Origin of the sequence: Nonomuraea sp. NPDC047897, assembly GCF_043204415.1 — a bacterium.
Lineage (GTDB): Bacteria > Actinomycetota > Actinomycetes > Streptosporangiales > Streptosporangiaceae > Nonomuraea.
In genome coordinates this window covers 176158-192807 of record NZ_JBIDCC010000004.1, presented here as the reverse complement: position 1 = coordinate 192807, position 16650 = coordinate 176158, and the positions used below count along the sequence as shown (strand labels likewise).

The following is a 16650-nucleotide window of genomic DNA, read 5'->3' as shown; positions in this document are numbered from 1 at the left end:
TTCGTAGGCAGGGAATGCGACGGTGTGGTCGCCCGCCGTCCCCACCAGGTGGGCGAACTCGCGGAGATGTGGGCGGTTCAGTCGACAGGGGCTGGCCGTCCGGGGGTCGGGGGTTGACGGCGATACCGGGCGCGGGCTCGGTGTCAGTCGTCGATGGCCTGGTAGAGCGTGGTCCAGAAGTCGTTCATCAGGTGCGCCGGGTTCGGTACGGAGTAGCCGACCTGGGTGAGCAGGAGTCCGGTCAGTTGGTTGACCGGGTCGGCGTAGGCTGAGGTGCCGGCCCCGCCGTCCCAGCCGAACTGGCCGATGGGCGCGTAGTCGCCGCGGTAGGTGCGCACCGCCATCCCGTAGCCCCAGCCGCCCTGCTGGCCCTGGCCGAAGGAGATATGGACGTTGTTGACGGCCAGGGCGGTGCGGGCGGCGTTCTGCTCGGGCGACAGGCGGTTGGTGGTCATCAGCTCGACCGCGGGCCGCGACAGGATCCGCTTGCCGGCGTGGGTGCCGCCGTTCAGCAGCATCCGGAAGTAGGCGTGGTAGTCGTCGGCGGTGGAGACCAGCCCGCCGCCGCCGCCCTGGAACGCCGGAGCTTCGCTCCACCGTCCGCCCTTGGCCTGGTCCCAGACGAGGAACTCGCCGCTGGCCGGGTCGGGGGCGTACGCGTCCGGGAGCCGGTCGATCTGGTCGGCGGGCACGTGGAAGCCGGTGTCCCGCATGCCGAGGGGTTCGAAGATGCGCTCGCGCAGGAACTCCTCGAACGACTGACCGGTGACCCGGGAGACGAGCACCCCGACCAGGTCGCTGCTGATCTGGTACTGCCAGTGCTCGCCGGGCTGGTGCATCAGCGGCAGCTCGCCCAGGCGGCGCATCCATTCGTCCTGCTCGGGAACCTCCACCGGCAGGTTCGGCGTGAGCCCGCGCTCGAAGATCGCGTTGAGGATCGGCGTGCCCAGTGCCGTCATGTCCATGCCGAGGCCGAACGTGGAGGCGAGCACGTCCCGTACGGTGATCGGCCGGCGGGCCGGCACGGTGTCGTCCAGCGGGCTGTCGATGCGCTTGAGCACCTGGCGGTCGGCCAGTTCGGGCAGCAACGTGTCCACCGGGTCGTCCAGTCGCAGCCGGCACTCGTCCAGCAGCACCATCGCCGCCGCGATCGTGACCGGCTTGGACGTGGACGCCATCCGGAAGATCGTGTCGCGGCGCATCGGCGCGCCACCGTCATGGCGCATCGTGCCGATCGCTTCCACGTGCGTACGGCCGCCGCGGCTGACCAGAGCGACAACGCCGGGGATCTTCCCGGAATCGACATGCCGCGTCAGCACCTCGCGCAGCCGGCGCAGCCCTGTCGCGGTGAAGTCGCTGTGTCCCATGATGAGGCTCCTTTACGGAATTGTTCTGATCTTGCTAAGCCAGTTCCTGGCCTGAGGGTTCTCCGGCGCTGGGCCGTTCCTGACATCCACGATCGCCGGTCGCTCTGATACCGGCCCGTTGCCGTCCTGACGCCGCCGCTGACACGGCAGTGTCTGACCGACGGCGAGCGTGAAGGTTGTCCGCGCCGTGGGTGAGCGCGTGCACGCCGGTGGGGGCTGAGTCTTCATGGTTGCCATCGGTCACGGCGGCCACCGTGCGGCGAAGCTGGACGCGTAGTCCTTCAGCCTGACGAGGTGCGTCCGGGGCACCTCCCGTGTGCCGGCGGCGATCATCTCCGGCGCCTCCTGGATGGGCATGCCCATGAAGAGCCGGTCGGCCCCTTCGCGTCCCATCTGCTGATGCTCGGCGACGAAGCCGCGCATCTCCCGCTCGTAGGCGGCGAACGCCGCCGTGTGGTCGCCGCCGGCGACGGCTAGTTCGCCGGCCAGGATGTAGGCGCCGATCAGCGCCTGGGAGGCGCCCAGGCCGGAGGTCGGCGCCGCGCAGTAGCCGGCGTCCCCGAGCAGCACCACCCGGCCCGAGGACCAGCGGTACATCTCCACCTGGGCGCTGGCGTCGAAGAAGAAGTCCTCCGCCCTGCTCATCTCCTCCAGCAGGCGCGGGATGGGCCCGCCTTCGCCGGCGAACTGTCCGGCGACGATGCGCTTGTGCTGCGCGACGTCGTCACGGTCGTAGGCCAGCGGTCCGGAGGTGAAGTGCAGCGCCGCGTGCGCCTCGGCGTTGTCGCGGATGCTGAGTATGTCGGCCGCCTTGCCCGGCATGCTGGGGAGCGGGACGAAGCCGGGCAGGCCGAGGTGACAGGGCAGGCTGAAGGTCGCCGTGTAGATGCCCAGGTGTCGTACGAACCGCTCTTGCGGCCCGAAGACCTGCGAGCGGGTGCCCGAGTGCAGCCCGTCGGCGCCGGCCACCAGGTGGAAGCAGCGCGGCCGGCCACGTTCGAAGGTGACGCGCACGCCGTCGGCGCCCTGCTCCACAGTGGCGATCGAGTCGCCGAGGACGTACTCCACCTCCTGGCGGGTGGCCTCGTACAGCAGGCCGATCAGCTCACCCCTGAGGATCTGCAGGTCGCCCGCGAAGGCCACGGCGGGCAGGTCGCCGTCACCGTCCGCCCACGCCGCCCCGCCCAGGAGCGGGTTCAGCGCTTCGACCCGTTCCAGCAGGGCCATGCGGTCCAGCACGTCCAGAGCCTCGCCGCGCAAGCCCACCACGCCCGCGCCCGCACGCACCCGAGGGGCCCGCTCGACCACGGTGGGGGTGAAACCGTGGTGGCGCAGCCAGTACGCCAGAGCGGTCCCGGCGACGCCGGCGCCGGAAATGAGGACGTCCATCACCATGCTCCATCGAACGAATGATTCGTGCGATTCGAGGATCAAGTACGGTGAACGCCCAGAACAACGACGAATCTTGAAAGATCACCTTCAGCGAGAGTGAACGGGGCAGGTCAGGCGTGGAACTGCGCGACATCGAGATCTTCCTGACCCTGGCCGAGGAACTGCACTTCGGCCGCACCGCCACCCGGCTGTGCCTGTCACCCGCCCGCGTCACCCAGGCGATCCAGAAGCAGGAACGGCAGATCGGCGCGCCGTTGTTCGAGCGCACCAGCCGCACGGTACGGCTGACGCCGGTCGGCCGGCAGCTCCGCGACGACCTGCGGCCTCTCTACGCCGGGCTGAAGCACAGCGTGGAGCGCGCCCAGCTCGCCGGCCAGGGCATCACCGGCATCCTGCGTGTCGGCATGCTGCCCGCCAACGCCTACGACCTGCGCGCCTACTGGGACGTCTTCCGCTTCCGGCACCCACAGTGGAAGCTGCGCGTCCGAAGCACCCAGTTCAGCGACGCTTTCGCCACGCTGCGCCGCGGCGACATCGACGTCCTGGTCGCCTGGCTGCCCGTCGACGAGCCCGACCTCACCGTGGGACCGGTCCTGCTCGCCGAACCCCGGGTGCTGGCCGTCTCCACCGGTCACGAGCTCACCCGCCGCACGTCGGTCTCCCTGGAGATGGCCGCCGACTTCCAGCATCCGCAGTCCGGCACCGCGCCCGGCTACTGGTACGACGCCTACGTTCCGCGCGAGACCCGCCGCGGCCGCACGATCGAGCGGGGCCCTGTGGTGCAGAACACCGAAGAGGCCATCACTCTCGCCGGCATGGCCGAGATCGTCGTGCTCTTCCCCTCCCACATGACCCGCTACTGGGTACGGCCGGACATCACCTACCTGCCGGTCACCGGCATGGAAAAGCTGCCGTTCGCGCTGGTATGGCGCAGCGAGTCGGAGAACGAGCCCATCCGGGCCCTGGCCGAGGTGGTCCGCGATCTGGGCCCTCTCGCTCCGGAGAGCTGATCGCCGAGCAACACCGCGGCGGAAAGGCCGGCGACCACCGCTCCAGGAGAGAGCGGGGCGCCGGGCGGGTCCGGCGTTCTGTCGGTGGCGTGGGGCAGGATCGTGGTCGTGACTGCTTCGACGTCTCCACGAAGGACGGCCGGCCCGGCCGAGGCCGGCGACCTGGCGCTGGCCCGCGACGGAGACGGGGCCGCGTTCGGGCGGCTGGTGGCGCCGCTGCGGCGGGAGCTGCACGCGCACTGCTACCGCATGCTGGGCTCCTCCCACGACGCCGACGACGCGTTGCAGGAGGCGCTGCTGCGGGCATGGCGCGGGCTGGGGCGGTTCGCCGAGCGCGGGTCGCTGCGGTCGTGGCTCTACACCGTGGCCACGCGCACCTGCCTCGACCTCGTCGCGGCGGGGGGCAGGCGGGCGCTGCCCGTGGATCTCGGGCCGTCGAGCGAGCGTGCCGTGGTGGGTGACGCGCCACTCACCGAGGTGGCGTGGCTCGGGCCGTACGACGACGCCGGGCTCGGCGCCGGGCCGGCCGCGCCGGAGGCGCGCTACGAGCAGCGGGAGGCCGTCGAGCTGGCCTTCGTCGCCGCGCTGCAGCACCTGCCTGGCAACCAGCGGGCGGCGCTGCTGCTGTTCGAGGTGCTCGGATTCACCGCCGCCGAGATCGCCGAGATGATGGACACCTCCACGGCGTCGGTCAACTCCGCTCTGGCGCGGGCGCGCAGGCTGGTCGCCGAGCGGGTGCCGTCCCGCACCCAGCAGCGCACCCTGCGGGAGCTGGGTGACGCGCGGCTGCGCGAGGTCGCCACCGGGTTCGCGACCGCGCTCGAACGCGGTGACGCCGACGCCCTGGTGGCGCTGCTGGCCGAGGACGTCACCTGGTCGATGCCGCCGCTGCCGCACTGGTACCACGGCATCGGGCCCGTGATGGACTTCGCGACCCGGATACCGCTGACGACCTGCGGCTCGTGGCAGCACCTGCCGGTGCGGGCGAACGGCCAGCTCGCCGTGGGCTCCTACCTCTGGGACGAGGCGGCCGGCGCCCACGTGAGCTGGTCGGTCAACGTGCTGACGATGCGCGGTGAGCTGGTCGGCGAGGTGACGTCCTTCGTCGGGGCCGAGCATCTCGGGCTGTTCGGGCTGCCGGCCTCGCTGCCCTGAGTCTCTTCAGCGGTCGATGTCCACCGTGAAGAACTCGAAGTCCGCGTGGCCCGCGGGTCCGTCCCCGTGGGCGGCGGCGTACAGGCCGAGCACCGCGCCCACCCACCGGCCGGGGGTGGCCTGGAACGGCTCGCCGATCTCGCGCAGGCCGTCGCCGGTGTCGGCCAGGAACGTGACGACAGCGCCCGCCCCGATCCGCGCGCCCAGCGTGACGGCCGCTCCGCCGGCGACGGGCACGGGAGGCGCGTCCCCGCACACCACGACCGGCCCGTCCGGCGTCGCCTCCACGGCCACGTCGGCGCAGGCGAACCCGAGCACCGTCAGCCCGGCCCGGCCGCTGCCGTGCAGGGTGACTCGGGTGGTGACCAGGCACGGGTCACCGGGCAGCCGCTGGCCGAGGACGGCCGGCCGTTCGCGCAGGTCGGCGGGCCCCGGGACGCAGGCGAGGCGGAGCCGACCGCCGTCCAGCGCCCACCACGCGGGGTCGGGGTGGGCCTGCCAGCTCCACTGGAGCCCGAGCGCGGGCCCGGCGAAGTCGTCGGACGTGGCCGGCGCGGCCGGCGTGCCGCCCGGCACCGGCACGGGACCACCCGGCACCGGTTCGCCCTTGTCGCCCATGACGGGCCAGCCGTCCTCCCACGCCATCGGCTGCAGGTGGACGACCCGGCCGTACGGACCGCGGTCCTGGAAGTGCATGAACCAGTGCTCGCCCGACGGCGTGTCCACCCAGCCGCCCTGGTGCGGACCGTTGACGTCGGTGCCGCCCTGCTCCAGCACGATGCGGTCCTCGTACGGGCCGAAGATCGAGCGTGACCTGAACACCGTCTGCCAGCCGGACTCCACGCCGCCGGCCGGCGCGAAGATCCAGTAGTGGCCGTCGTGCCGGTACAGCTTGGGCCCCTCCAGCGTCCGGTAGCCGGGCAGCAGGTCGGCGTCCACGACGAGCGTGCCGTCGTCGAGCACCTCGCGGGCGTCGGACGACATGCGGTGCAGGGTGAGCCGGTTGTTGACCCCGGCCCGGCTCCTGGCCCAGGCGTGCACCAGGTATGCCTGGCCGTCGTCGGCCCACAGCGGGCACGGGTCGATGAGCCCGAGCCCCGGCTTGACGACGTGCGGCTCGGTCCACGGCCCGCGTGGGTCCTCCGCGCTCACCTGGAGGATCCCCACGTCGGGATCGCCGTAGAAGATCCAGAACCGGCCGTCGTGGTGGCGCAGCGACGGCGCCCACACCCCGCAGCCGGGCCGTACATCGGCGTATCCGCTGGTCACGGCGTGCCCGATGATCGTCCAGTTGACAAGGTCGCGCGAGTGCAGGATCGGCAGGCCGGGCACCTTGGTGAAGCTGGAGGCGGTCAGGTAGAAGTCGTCCCCCACGCGGATCACGTCGGGGTCGGACCAGTCGGCGTTCAGCACCGGGTTGCGGTAGGAGGTCACCCCTTCACCGCCCCGCGGCACTGGACGGACGCGAGGACGGGCGGGGCGGCGAGGCTGTAGGCGGGGCCCACGGGCACGGTGACTCCTTCACGCGGCGCGGACGTGCAACCGGTTGCAGGAAGCCTTCCGTGAAGCGGGCGTGACGTCAAGGGCACGGAATGACGGACGGCCGGCGCCACCGGGACCTTCGGCCCTGCACCGCCCGGCACGCCGCCACGAGACTCGGTGCAGAGCCGAAGGAGAGTGAGAACATGCGCGCCGCCGTCGTCACCGCGTTCGACAAACCCCTGGAGATCCAGGACCTGCCCGTGCCCGAGCCCGGCCCCCACCAGGTCCTGGTCCGCATCGAGGCCAGCGGCCTGTGCCACACCGACATCCACGCCGCCCGCGGTGACTGGCCGGTCAAGCCGGCGCCGCCGTTCGTGCCCGGCCACGAGGGCGTCGGCATCGTCGAGCGGGTCGGCTCCGCCGTGACCGGCCGCACGGTCGGCGAGCGGGTCGCCATCCCGTGGCTCGGCTACGCCTGCGGCACCTGCGCCTACTGCGTCAGCGGCCGCGAGACCCTGTGCGAGGCGCAGCTCAACACCGGGTACGCGCTCGACGGCGGCCACGCCGAGTACGCCGTGGCCCACGCCGGCTACGTGGTGCCCGTGCCGGAGGGCATCCCGCCCGCCGAGGCCGCGCCGCTGACCTGCGCCGGAGTGACCACGTACAAGGCCGTCAAGGTCGCCGACGTGCGGCCGGCCGAGCGGGCCGCGATCTTCGGGATCGGCGGGCTCGGACACCTGGCCCAGCAGTACGCGCAGATCTTCGGCGCCGAGACCATCGCCGTCGACGTCACCGAGGACAAGCTGCGGCTCGCCCGGGACCTGGGCGCCACCCACACCGTCAACGCCGCCACCGGCGACCCGGTCGCCGAGATCAACGCCCTGGGCGGCGCCGACGTGGCGATCGTCCTCGCGGCCAGCCCGCGCGTCCTGGAGCAGGCCCACGCCTCGCTGCGGCGCGGCGGCCGGCTGGTGCTGGTCTCCCTGCCCAAGGACAACGCGATGCGCCTGCCCGTCTTCGAGACCGTGCTCGGCGGCATCTCCGTCATCGGCTCCATCGTCGGCACCCGCGCCGACCTGGCCGAGGTCTTCCTGCTGCACGCCGCCGGCCGCACCCGGGTCTGCTACGAGACGCGCAAGCTGGAGGAGATCAACCAGTCGTTCGAGGACATCCTGTCCAGCGCAGTGACGGCCCGGCTGGTCTTCGAGCTCTGAACCGGCCCGCCGGCGGAAAGGCTGCGAGAATCGAGGGCATGGCTGCGAAAGACGGCGACGGCTGGGCGGAGTGCGGGCGCGGGCACCGGCACTGGGGCATCCACGGCGCCTCCGGCCTGCTGGTGGTCCACCACGACGAGGCGGGCGTGCCGTACGTGCTGATGCAGAAACGCGCCGAGTGGAGTCACCACGGCGGCACGTGGGGGCTGCCCGGCGGGGCACGCGACAGCCACGAGGACGCCGTCGCCTCCGCCCTGCGCGAGGCGCACGAGGAGGCGGCACTGCCCGGCGACGAGCTGCGCGTCCGCGGCGTCTACGTGGACGACCACGGCGGCTGGACGTTCGAGACGGTGATCGCCGACGCGCCCGCGCTGCTGGCCGTCGCCCCCGCCAACGGCGAGAGCGACGAGCTGCGCTGGCTCCCGCTGCCGGAGGTGCCGGGGATGCTGCTGCACCCGGGGTTCGCCGAGACGTGGGGCACGATCGAACCACAGCTCGCCCCCGAGACGCTGGTGCTGGACGTCGCCAACATCGTGGGCGCCCGCGCCGAGCACGGCTGGTGGCGCGACCGGGAGGCGGCCGCTGCCCGGCTGCTGCGCGACGTGGCGGGGTCGCGGCTGGCGCACCCGGTGCTCGACCGGTGGTATCCGCGGATCGTCGCCGTCGTGGAGGGCGCCGCCCGGCAGGTGCCCGACGTGGCCGGCATCCAGGTGGTGGCCGCCACGGGCAGCGGCGACGACGCGATCACCGAGGTCGTCCGGCGGGCCAGGCCGTGGGAGCGGGTGCTCGTGGTCACCGCCGACCGGGGGCTCAGGCAGCGCGTCACCGAGCTGGGCGCCACCACCACCGGTCCGCGCCGGCTGCTGTCGCAGCTCACCGCGTAGTCACCGGCAGCCGGTCGCGCGGGGTGCCGCTTCGGCGTGCTCCCGCGGCACCGCAGCCGCTATGGTGGTGTGCGCACTGGAGGGTTCGCATAGTGGACGAGTGCAGCCGCCTTGAAAGCGGCCAGGTCAGCGATGGCCTCGTGGGTTCGAATCCCACACCCTCCGCTCACTCCCACTCGCGGCCGCCGGCGAAGCCACCGGCCGCGGTGCCCGCGTAGCCGTCGGCCGCGCCCGCGAAACCGTCGCCGACCGAGGCGGCCAGCTGCAGGTAGGCGTCCCTGGTGGACTCCTGCAGCCGGTCGAGGTCGATCTCGGCGCCCTCCTCCAGATGCGGGTCGTACGGCACCCGCACCACCGCCCGGCACCTGGCCGCGAAGTGGGCCTCCAGCTTGCCGATGTCCACCGCCGACTTCGAGCGCGGCCGGACGCTGCACAACACCACGGTCGCGTCCTTGACCAGGTCGCCGTAGTGGTGGGCCTCCAGCCAGTCGAGCGTCGCCGAGGCCGCCCGCGCGCCGTCCACCGACGGGGAGCTGACGAGCACGATCTGGTCGGCCAGGCCGAGCACGCCGCCCATGGCCGAGTGGAGCAGGCCGGTGCCGCAGTCGGTGATGCAGATGGAGTAGAAGTTCTCCAGCACCTGGGAGACGGCCTGGTAGTCGGCGCCGCTGAACGCCTCGGACACCGACGGGTCACGGTCGGAGGCGAGCACCTCCAGTCGCGACGGCGCCTGCGAGGTGAACGCCCTGATGTCGACGTATCTCTTGACCTGGTCACGCTCGTTCAGCAGGTCGCGGACGGTCGCCGAGGTCTCCAGATGGAGCTTGTCGGACAGCGTGCCCCGGTCGGGGTTGGCGTCGATCGCGATGACCCGGTCACCGCGCATCTGGGCGAGCGTCGCGCCGAGGCCGACCGTGGTCGTGGTCTTGCCGACGCCGCCCTTGAGGCTCAGCACCGCCACCCGGTGGTGACCGGTGGCGACGGGGGTGCGGGCGCGGGAGATCAGCTCGCGGCGGCGGCGCACCTCCGGCGGCTCGCCGGGCTTGATCCAGCCGCCGGACGCCTTGTAGACCAGGCGGCGCCAGCCCTTGGACGGAGCGTTGCGGCGGCCGCGCAGCAGCGTCTCGGGGTCGAGGCTGTCGGCCGTGGGCCTGCCGGTGACGGGCGGTCGGCGCGTGGTGCCGGTGCCGGTGCCGAACACCGGCACCGGCGCGGGCCGCCGGGCCCGCTCGGGCGCCGGCGCCTCCGGCCGTTCGACGGGGGACGCGGGCGGCGCGTCGGCGGCCCCGTGAGCGGTCGGGCTCGGAGCAGCGAGGCTCGGACCGGCAGTCGTCGGACCGGCAGCGGTCGCACCGGAAACGGTCGGACCGGCGGCGGTCGCACCGGCAGCGGTCGGAGGGGTCGGTACGGCAGGCAGGGTGTCGGCGGGCCCCGGGCCGCTCGGACCGGCGGGCAGGGTGTCGGCGGAGCCTGGCCCGGCGGCGCTCTGCTCGGGGCCGGGCCGGGGACGCTGCCAGGACAGCTCGCCGGACCCCCACGACGCCTCACCGGCCGGGGCGTCACCGGCCGGCGACGGCACCTCGAAGGCGCTGTGCCGCGGCTCCTCGGCCAGGCCCGTCGCGCCGGAGCCCCAGGCCGGCTCCTCGTTCAGCCGCAGCTCGAAGGGGCTGTGCGCCGGCTCGTCTTCCGGACGCCCCTCGAACGCGGTGCGCCCGGGCCCGTCCTCCCGACGCTCTTCGGCCGGGCGCTCGGACGGCTCGGCCGCCGGGTCAGGTGCGAAGGCACTGCGGCCCGGCTCGTCGTCGGGACGCTTCGCGGCGCGGCCGGACAGCGGCTCGGCGGCCGGACTCGGCTCGTCGAGCGCGGAGGGGGACGACGGCCAGCCCGGCGGCTCGGGCCAGGCGGCGCCCTCCTCCGGCCGGTCGAGCCGGGGCAGCGTCTCGTCGCCGGACAGCGTCTCGCCCCCGGAGAAGGACGACAGCGCGGCCGGGTCGGTGTCGCCGGACCGGGGCAACGGCTTGAGCGGCGCGAGGAAAGGGTCGTCGGCCCGCCCCTGCGGCTCGGCCGGCCCCGGACCGGCGGACGCCGTCCCCGTGGCCGGTTCGTCCTGGGGAGTGGCCGTCTCCAGCCACTCGGTGGCCTCGCTCTCCCCGGCGGGCAGCCCGTCGGCGGCGTGCGGGCCGTACACGGAGTCGACGGCGGCGCGGAACAGCGGCGGGGTCGGCGTTTCGCCGTGCAGGGCCGCCACCGAGGCCCACGGGTCCTCGGGGTACGGCGAGGCGACCGGCTCGTCCGCGGTCGCGGCGGCCGGTGAGCCGACCTTGAGCGGGGCCTCGTCCGTCTCCTTGATCGCGTCAAGCCAGGCCAACTGCTCCTCGAGCGATTCTTCGCGATCCTGTCGTGCCACCGTGTTCCCCCTCGGGTGGGTCTAAAGGGGCAGCAAATATCTTGCAGGGTAACGGCATGTGTTCCCTTGAACGCAGTCAACCCACAACTTCTTTGCCCAGCTACCGTGGTTGCATGCGAGCGATCGACATCACCTCCCCCGGCGGCCCGGAGGCGCTGGAGTGGCGTGAGGTGCCGGATCCGCGCCCCCAGCAGGGCGAGGTCGTCGTCGAGGTGACGGCGGCCGGGGTCAACAGGGCGGACGTCCACCAGCGGCGCGGCTTCTACGACCCGCCGCCCGGCGCTCCGCCGTACCCGGGGCTGGAGGTCTCCGGCGTGGTGGCGGAGGTCGGCGACGGCGTCGAGGGGTTCGAGCCGGGCGACCAGGTGTGCGCCCTGCTGGCCGGCGGCGGCTACGCCGAGCGGGTGGCCGTGCCGTGGCAGCAGCTCATGCCGGTGCCCGACGGCGTCTCACTGGTGCGGGCGGCGGCGCTGCCCGAGGTGGCGTGCACGGTGTGGTCCAACGTGTTCATGCTGGCCAGGCTGCGCCGGGGCGAGACGCTGCTGGTGCACGGCGGGGCGAGCGGCATCGGCACGTTCGCGGTCCAGCTCGCCAAGGCGCTCGGCTCGCGGGTGGTGACGACGGTGGGGTCGGCGGACAAGGCGCGGCGGCTGGCCGAGTTGGGCGCCGACGAGGTCGTCAACTACCGTGAGGAGGACTTCGCCGACCGGTTTCGGGCCGATGTCATCCTCGACATCATGGGTGCCGCGTACCTCGCGCGGAACATCCGGGTGCTCAACACCGGCGGGCGGCTGGTGATCATCGGCCTGCAGGGCGGCGCGAAGGCCGAGCTCGACCTGGGCGCCCTGCTGGCCAAGCGCGCGTCCGTCCACGGCACCACCCTGCGCGCGCGGCCGGTCGACGAGAAGGGCGCGATCGTGCGCAGCGTCGTGGACAACGTGTGGCCGCTGGTCGGCGCGGGCGCGCTGCGTCCGGTGGTGTACGCGGAGGTGCCGATGGCCGAGGCCGCGCAGGCGCACCGGATGCTGGATTCCGGCGACCACATCGGGAAGATCCTGCTAGTACGGTGAGACATATGAATGCTGAGGACAACAACACCTCCCACATCGTGGTGGTGGGCCCTGACTTCCAGGGCAAGGGCGACGGCGGCGACGACGAGCGGTCGGTCACCAACCTGGTCGAGCAGCCCGCCAAGGTGATGCGCATCGGCAGCATGATCAGGCAGCTTCTGGAGGAGGTGCGCGCGGCTCCTCTCGACGAGGCCAGCCGCAAGCGGCTGAAGGAGATCCACGAGTCCTCCATCAAGGAGCTGGAGGACGGCCTGGCGCCGGAGCTGGTCGACGAGTTGGAGCGGCTGTCGCTGCCGTTCACCGACGACAACGGCACGCCGCCGAGCGACGCCGAGCTCCGCATCGCGCACGCCCAGCTCGTCGGCTGGCTCGAAGGGCTGTTCCACGGCATCCAGACCACGTTGTTCGCGCAGCAGATGGCGGCCCGTGCCCAGTTGGAGCAGATGCGCAGGGCGCTTCCCGGTGTGCCGCACGGTGACGACCAGCACCGCCCGCCGGGCGGCTCGGGCCCTTACCTGTAGGCGGCTCAGCCGAAGAGTTCTTCGAGCACCTGGGCGACCCCGTCGTCGTCGTTGGCCGCCGTCACGTGATCGACCGCGGCCAGCACGTCCGGATGGGCGTTGGCGACGGCGTACGACGTGCCTGCCCAACTCAGCATGGGCAGGTCGTTGGGCATGTCCCCGAACGCCACGGCGTGCGAGGGCTTGATCGCGTTCCGTTCGGCCAGCACGGCGAGGGCCGTTGCTTTGGTGACGCCGCGCGCGCTCATCTCGATCATCGCTCTGCCGCTGGAGTGGGTGGCGGTCACCAGGTGGCCGACGAGGTCGTGCACGGTGGCGTGCAGGCTGTCGGGGTCCATGTCGGGGTGCAGGGCCAGCAGCTTGGCGCAGGGCCGCGAGGTCAGCGTGCCCGCGCCCACCCGCAGGCCGCCCACGGCCTTGCTGTCCCAGCCACCGAGGGGGAAATCGGACTCATGCGCAAATCCCCCCTCATACTCGACCGAAAATGCGAGCTCGGGGACGTTCGCTCTTAGCTGAGCGACGACTTCATCCAGGACGTCCGGGGTGATAAGCCGCGATTCGACTATCCTTTCGGTATGTAGATCGTAGATCAACGCTCCGTTAGCACAGATGGCCAAACCCCTGTGCCGAGTGGCGTCGGCCACACCGCTCATCCACCGGGGCGGGCGGCCGGTCACGAAGACGAGCATCGCTCCCGCCTCCTCGACCTTGGCGAACGCCGCGGCCGTGCGGGGAGAGACGGTTCCGTCGGCGCGCAGGGCGGTGCCGTCGAGGTCGGTGGCCACCAGACGGGGCGTGGGAAGGCTCTGCATAACACGTTCCAGTTTGCCTGGTCGGGCGGCCCGCCAGAAATCTTCCCGGCGACGGGAACACCAACGCGCCAGAATGGTGTTAGATGTGATGGCGTTGTATTAGCTGATCCCGTAGTGAAAACCAGCATGACATTGTCTGAGCCACCCCGGGTGCTTGCTGTACGACACACCGGGACTCGCGAGGTGCGGGTCCCATAGATTCACATCCTGAGGGAGAGCTTTTATGGCTCAGGGAACCGTCAAGTGGTTCAACGCCGAGAAGGGCTTCGGCTTCATCGCCCCGGACGGCGGTGCGCCGGACGTGTTCGTGCACTTCTCCGAGATCGTCGGCAACGGCTACCGCAGCCTTGAAGACGGCCAGCGGGTGGAGTTCGAGATCACGCAGGGCCAGAAGGGGCCGCAGGCCTCTCAGGTCCGTGCCATCTGACCTGTAGCAGCGAGACAGGCCGGGGTTCGCTTCCAGCGGACCCCGGCCTTTTCGCGTTCCAAGGGCTCGGTTCGGTCACGGATGTGACTCATATCATACCGCAGGCCGAACTCCCACCCCCTCCTCGCGATCCCCCCAGGCATGAGGCTTGCGTGGTTGTGTCACCCCGCGACCGTGGTCGCGACCGTCGTCCTGCTCCTCAACGACCACCTGCTGAAACACGCCCATCCCGGGTTCGTCACCGGCAAGCTGAGTGACGTCGCCGGACTCGTCGTCGCGCCGGCGCTCGTGGCCCTCGTCCTCGCACGACGGGCCGACCTGGCCGCCACCCTGACGACCGGCGCCCTCTTCACGCTCGTCAAGACGACGGAGACGGGCGCGCAGGCGGCCTCCCATCTCTGGACACTCCTGGCCGGCCCGTCGCGCGTCCTGGCCGATCCCACGGACCTCCTGGCCCTCCCCGCACTCGCCCTCGCCTGGTGGGTACGCGGCCGCACGCTCGGCCCACGGCCGCGACCCCAGCCAGGACGGTGGCGGCCCGTGGCGGAACGGTGGCGGGTGGTGGCGGGCGCGCCGCTGGCCGTGGTCGCCGTGACGGCCACGAGTGCTTACGCCCTTCCCTCCGCGGCCGTCGCCGTGCGCGTCGAGGGCGAGCGCGTCGTGGTGCTCACCGACCTCCTCCAGGCCGGGGACAGCGTGACGGGCCTGGTGTCGGCGGACGGCGGGCGCACCTGGCGGGAGGAGGCCGTGACCGTGCCCGGAGCCGGCCCGTCCCCCGGGGCGGGGCACACCAGGCCCACCGAGGCGATGAGTGCCGCGTGCGTGCCGTTCCAGCCCCGGCGGTGCTACCGCGTCGTCCCTGGGCCGCCGGCCGTCGAGCAGTCCGACGACGGCGGCGCCACCTGGCACCCCTCGTGGGAACTCTCCGAGGGCCGGACGGAGGTCCTGGTCAGGACGTACCCGAACGCCGACCGCTCGTCGCTTCGGCCACGGGGCCTCGCCGTGCAGCCCCGGCCGGGCGGGCACGTGGTCGTGGTGGCCTGCGGCGCCGCCGGGATCGTGGTACGCGACGTCTCGGGAGGCTGGCGCCTGGTCGGCTGGCCGGTGGAAGGGACCGCTCCCCCGCTCACCGACCCCGTGCACGGCGAGCGTGGAGCGGCGGGCGCCTTCGCCCTGGCCGTGCTGCTGGGCGCCCTGGGCACGGGTATGCGGCGGCTGCACACGCCGTACACGCTCCTCGCCGTGCTGGGCTGCGGCGGCCTGTACCACACCGCCGCGCACGGCTTCACCGACCGTTCGTGGATCGGCGTGGACCCGCTGGCGCTCGCCCTCGGTGGCGCCGCGACGCTCCTGGGCGTCGTCGGGTGCCTCTCCCTCGCGGCCGCCGGGCGCGCACGGCGGCGCGCGCTGCTCGTCGGCCTGGCGGGCGGACCGCTCGCCTTCGCCGCCGCGTACGCGCCCTTCCACGGCTGGGCGCGCGGCACCCCGGACTCCTACGGCGGCGCCGTGGCGCTGGCGGCCTGCCTGTCCGTGGCGGTGCTGGCGGCGGCGACGGCGACGGTGGCGCGCCTGGCCGCCACGCGCGTCAGCCGCCGGGCCGCCGAGCACGGCCCCGACGACTACTTGGCGGGCTCCAGCACGTCGAGCCCCACGTAGGGGCGCAGCGCCTGGGGCACCACGACCGAGCCGTCGGCCTGCTGGTGGTTCTCCAGGATGGCGACGATCCAGCGGGTGGTGGCCAGGGTGCCGTTGAGCGTGGCCAGGTGCTGCGGCTTGCCGTCCTTGTCGCGGTAGCGGACGCCGAGCCGGCGCGCCTGGAACTCCGTGCAGTTGGAGGTCGAGGTCAGCTCGCGGTAGCGGCCCTGCGTGGGGATCCACGCCTCGCAGTCGAACTTGCGGGCGGCCGACATGCCGAGGTCGCCCGCGGCCGTGTCGATGATCCGGTAGGGCACCTCGATGGCGGACAGCATCTCCTTCTCCCAGCCGAGCAGCCGCTGGTGCTCCTCGCGCGCCTCCTCCGGCCGGCAGTAGGAGAACATCTCGACCTTGTCGAACTGGTGGACGCGGATGATGCCCCTGGTGTCCTTGCCGTAGGAGCCGGCCTCGCGACGGAAGCAGGACGACCAGCCGGCGTAGCGCAACGGGAGCTGGTCGGCGGCCAGGATCTCCTGGGCGTGGTAGCCGGCCAGCGACACCTCGGAGGTGCCGACCAGGTAGAGGTCGTCCTCCGGCAGGCGGTAGATCTCCTTGTCGTGGGCCACGTGGAAGCCCGTGCCCTGCATGGTCTCCGGCTTGACCAGCACCGGCGTGATCATCGGGATGAAGCCGTGCGCGATCGCGTGCTGCATGGCCATGTTGAGCAGGCCGAGCTGCAGCCGGGCGCCGACGCCCTTGAGGAAGAAGAAGCGGGAGCCCGCCACCTTGGCGCCGCGCTCCATGTCGATGGCGTCGAGCAGCTCGCCCAGCTCCAGGTGGTCCTTGGGCTCGAAGTCGAACGTGCGCGGCTCGCCGTGCGTCTCCAGCACGACGTAGTCGTCCTCGCCGCCGGGGGGCGCCTCCTCCTCGACGAGGTTGGGCACCGCCTGCAGGACCTCGTCGAGCTCGGCGGCCAGCCGCTCGGCCTCCGCCTCGGCGGCCTTGACCCCGGCGGCCAGCTCCTTGGCCCGGGCGAGCAGCGCCGCCTTCTCGTCGCCCTGCGCCCTGGAGACCGACTTGCCGAGGCTCTTCTGCTCCGCGCGCAGCGACTCGAAGCCGGTCAGCGCCGAGCGGCGGCGCTCGTCGAGGTCGAGCAGCTTGTCGACGACGGAGTCGTCCTCGCCTCGGGCACGCTGCGATGCCCGGAGCCGGTCGGGATCCTCACGAAGGGTGCGCAGGTCAATCACAAGAAGAGGCTACCGGTGCCGGACAGC

The 16650-nt window shown here is 72.5% G+C and carries 14 protein-coding genes and 1 tRNA gene; 9 read left to right on the top strand and 6 right to left on the bottom strand.

Features of this window, described 5'->3' with window-relative positions:
* Positions 1 to 143: 143 nt before the first annotated feature.
* Positions 144 to 1367, bottom strand: coding sequence for a serine hydrolase domain-containing protein (locus ACGF0J_RS10850; RefSeq protein ID WP_393144286.1), 1224 nt, complete (start codon positions 1365 to 1367; stop codon positions 144 to 146).
* Positions 1368 to 1607: 240 nt separating this feature from the next.
* Positions 1608 to 2756: an FAD-dependent monooxygenase gene (locus ACGF0J_RS10845; RefSeq protein ID WP_393144284.1), complete on the bottom strand. Its 1149-nt coding sequence runs from the start codon at positions 2754 to 2756 to the stop codon at positions 1608 to 1610.
* Between the two features lie 119 nt (positions 2757 to 2875).
* Between ACGF0J_RS10845 and ACGF0J_RS10840 the strand changes: the two genes are divergently transcribed.
* Both ACGF0J_RS10840 and ACGF0J_RS10835 read left to right on the top strand, forming a co-directional pair.
* Positions 2876 to 3769, top strand: a complete 894-nt coding sequence (locus tag ACGF0J_RS10840; RefSeq protein ID WP_393144282.1) for a LysR family transcriptional regulator — start codon at positions 2876 to 2878, stop codon at positions 3767 to 3769.
* A gap of 108 nt (positions 3770 to 3877) precedes the next feature.
* Positions 3878 to 4924 carry a sigma-70 family RNA polymerase sigma factor gene (locus ACGF0J_RS10835; RefSeq protein WP_393144280.1) on the top strand — a complete coding sequence of 349 codons (1047 nt, stop codon included), beginning with the start codon at positions 3878 to 3880 and terminating at the stop codon, positions 4922 to 4924.
* A 6-nt stretch (positions 4925 to 4930) separates the two neighbouring features.
* Here the strand turns inward: ACGF0J_RS10835 and ACGF0J_RS10830 are convergent, their stop codons facing one another.
* Entirely contained in the window at positions 4931 to 6358 is a 1428-nt protein-coding gene (locus tag ACGF0J_RS10830) for a glycoside hydrolase 43 family protein (protein WP_393144278.1), read from the bottom strand.
* Positions 6359 to 6609: 251 nt separating this feature from the next.
* Between ACGF0J_RS10830 and ACGF0J_RS10825 the strand changes: the two genes are divergently transcribed.
* The 3 genes from ACGF0J_RS10825 to ACGF0J_RS10815 all read left to right on the top strand — a co-directional run bounded on the left by ACGF0J_RS10825 (position 6610) and on the right by ACGF0J_RS10815 (position 8669).
* The gene (locus ACGF0J_RS10825) at positions 6610 to 7620 is read left to right on the top strand and encodes a zinc-dependent alcohol dehydrogenase (protein ID WP_393144276.1); all 1011 of its coding nucleotides are present in this window, start codon (positions 6610 to 6612) and stop codon (positions 7618 to 7620) included.
* 38 nt (positions 7621 to 7658) lie between these two features.
* The gene (locus tag ACGF0J_RS10820; protein WP_393144274.1) at positions 7659 to 8504 is read left to right on the top strand and encodes an NUDIX domain-containing protein; all 846 of its coding nucleotides are present in this window, start codon (positions 7659 to 7661) and stop codon (positions 8502 to 8504) included.
* Positions 8505 to 8582: 78 nt separating this feature from the next.
* Positions 8583 to 8669, top strand: a tRNA-Ser gene (locus tag ACGF0J_RS10815).
* 1 nt (position 8670) lies between these two features.
* Here ACGF0J_RS10815 and ACGF0J_RS10810 read toward each other — a convergent pair.
* Positions 8671 to 10911, bottom strand: a complete 2241-nt coding sequence (locus ACGF0J_RS10810; protein ID WP_393144272.1) for an AAA family ATPase — start codon at positions 10909 to 10911, stop codon at positions 8671 to 8673.
* 113 nt (positions 10912 to 11024) lie between these two features.
* Here ACGF0J_RS10810 and ACGF0J_RS10805 point away from each other — a divergent pair, with 113 nt between their 5' ends.
* Both ACGF0J_RS10805 and ACGF0J_RS10800 read left to right on the top strand, forming a co-directional pair.
* Entirely contained in the window at positions 11025 to 11981 is a 957-nt protein-coding gene (locus ACGF0J_RS10805) for an NAD(P)H-quinone oxidoreductase (RefSeq protein WP_393144270.1), read from the top strand.
* Between the two features lie 5 nt (positions 11982 to 11986).
* Positions 11987 to 12502, top strand: coding sequence for a bacterial proteasome activator family protein (locus tag ACGF0J_RS10800; RefSeq protein ID WP_393144268.1), 516 nt, complete (start codon positions 11987 to 11989; stop codon positions 12500 to 12502).
* A 5-nt stretch (positions 12503 to 12507) separates the two neighbouring features.
* Here the strand turns inward: ACGF0J_RS10800 and ACGF0J_RS10795 are convergent, their stop codons facing one another.
* On the bottom strand, positions 12508 to 13287 hold the full coding sequence (locus ACGF0J_RS10795; protein WP_393144266.1) for an HAD family hydrolase: 780 nt from the start codon (positions 13285 to 13287) through the stop codon (positions 12508 to 12510).
* A gap of 250 nt (positions 13288 to 13537) precedes the next feature.
* Here ACGF0J_RS10795 and ACGF0J_RS10790 point away from each other — a divergent pair, with 250 nt between their 5' ends.
* Together ACGF0J_RS10790 and ACGF0J_RS10785 are read left to right on the top strand one after the other, a co-directional pair.
* Positions 13538 to 13741 carry a cold-shock protein gene (locus tag ACGF0J_RS10790; RefSeq protein ID WP_043619750.1) on the top strand — a complete coding sequence of 68 codons (204 nt, stop codon included), beginning with the start codon at positions 13538 to 13540 and terminating at the stop codon, positions 13739 to 13741.
* 141 nt (positions 13742 to 13882) lie between these two features.
* On the top strand, positions 13883 to 15397 hold the full coding sequence (locus tag ACGF0J_RS10785) for a hypothetical protein (RefSeq protein ID WP_393144264.1): 1515 nt from the start codon (positions 13883 to 13885) through the stop codon (positions 15395 to 15397).
* Here the strand turns inward: ACGF0J_RS10785 and serS are convergent.
* The gene (gene serS, locus ACGF0J_RS10780; protein ID WP_393144262.1) at positions 15361 to 16623 is read right to left on the bottom strand and encodes a serine--tRNA ligase; all 1263 of its coding nucleotides are present in this window, start codon (positions 16621 to 16623) and stop codon (positions 15361 to 15363) included. The genes ACGF0J_RS10785 and serS overlap by 37 nt on opposite strands.
* Between the last annotated feature and the right edge of the window lie 27 nt (positions 16624 to 16650).

Coding starts and splice junctions, on each gene's coding strand:
- ACGF0J_RS10805 (WP_393144270.1), top strand. CDS start 11,025: ATGCGAGCGATCGACATCACCTCCCCCGGCGGCCCGGAGGCGCTGGAG.
- ACGF0J_RS10785 (WP_393144264.1), top strand. CDS start 13,883: ATGAGGCTTGCGTGGTTGTGTCACCCCGCGACCGTGGTCGCGACCGTC.
- ACGF0J_RS10790 (WP_043619750.1), top strand. CDS start 13,538: ATGGCTCAGGGAACCGTCAAGTGGTTCAACGCCGAGAAGGGCTTCGGC.
- ACGF0J_RS10820 (WP_393144274.1), top strand. CDS start 7,659: ATGGCTGCGAAAGACGGCGACGGCTGGGCGGAGTGCGGGCGCGGGCAC.
- ACGF0J_RS10850 (WP_393144286.1), bottom strand. CDS start 1,367: ATGGGACACAGCGACTTCACCGCGACAGGGCTGCGCCGGCTGCGCGAG.
- ACGF0J_RS10845 (WP_393144284.1), bottom strand. CDS start 2,756: ATGGACGTCCTCATTTCCGGCGCCGGCGTCGCCGGGACCGCTCTGGCG.
- ACGF0J_RS10800 (WP_393144268.1), top strand. CDS start 11,987: ATGAATGCTGAGGACAACAACACCTCCCACATCGTGGTGGTGGGCCCT.
- ACGF0J_RS10825 (WP_393144276.1), top strand. CDS start 6,610: ATGCGCGCCGCCGTCGTCACCGCGTTCGACAAACCCCTGGAGATCCAG.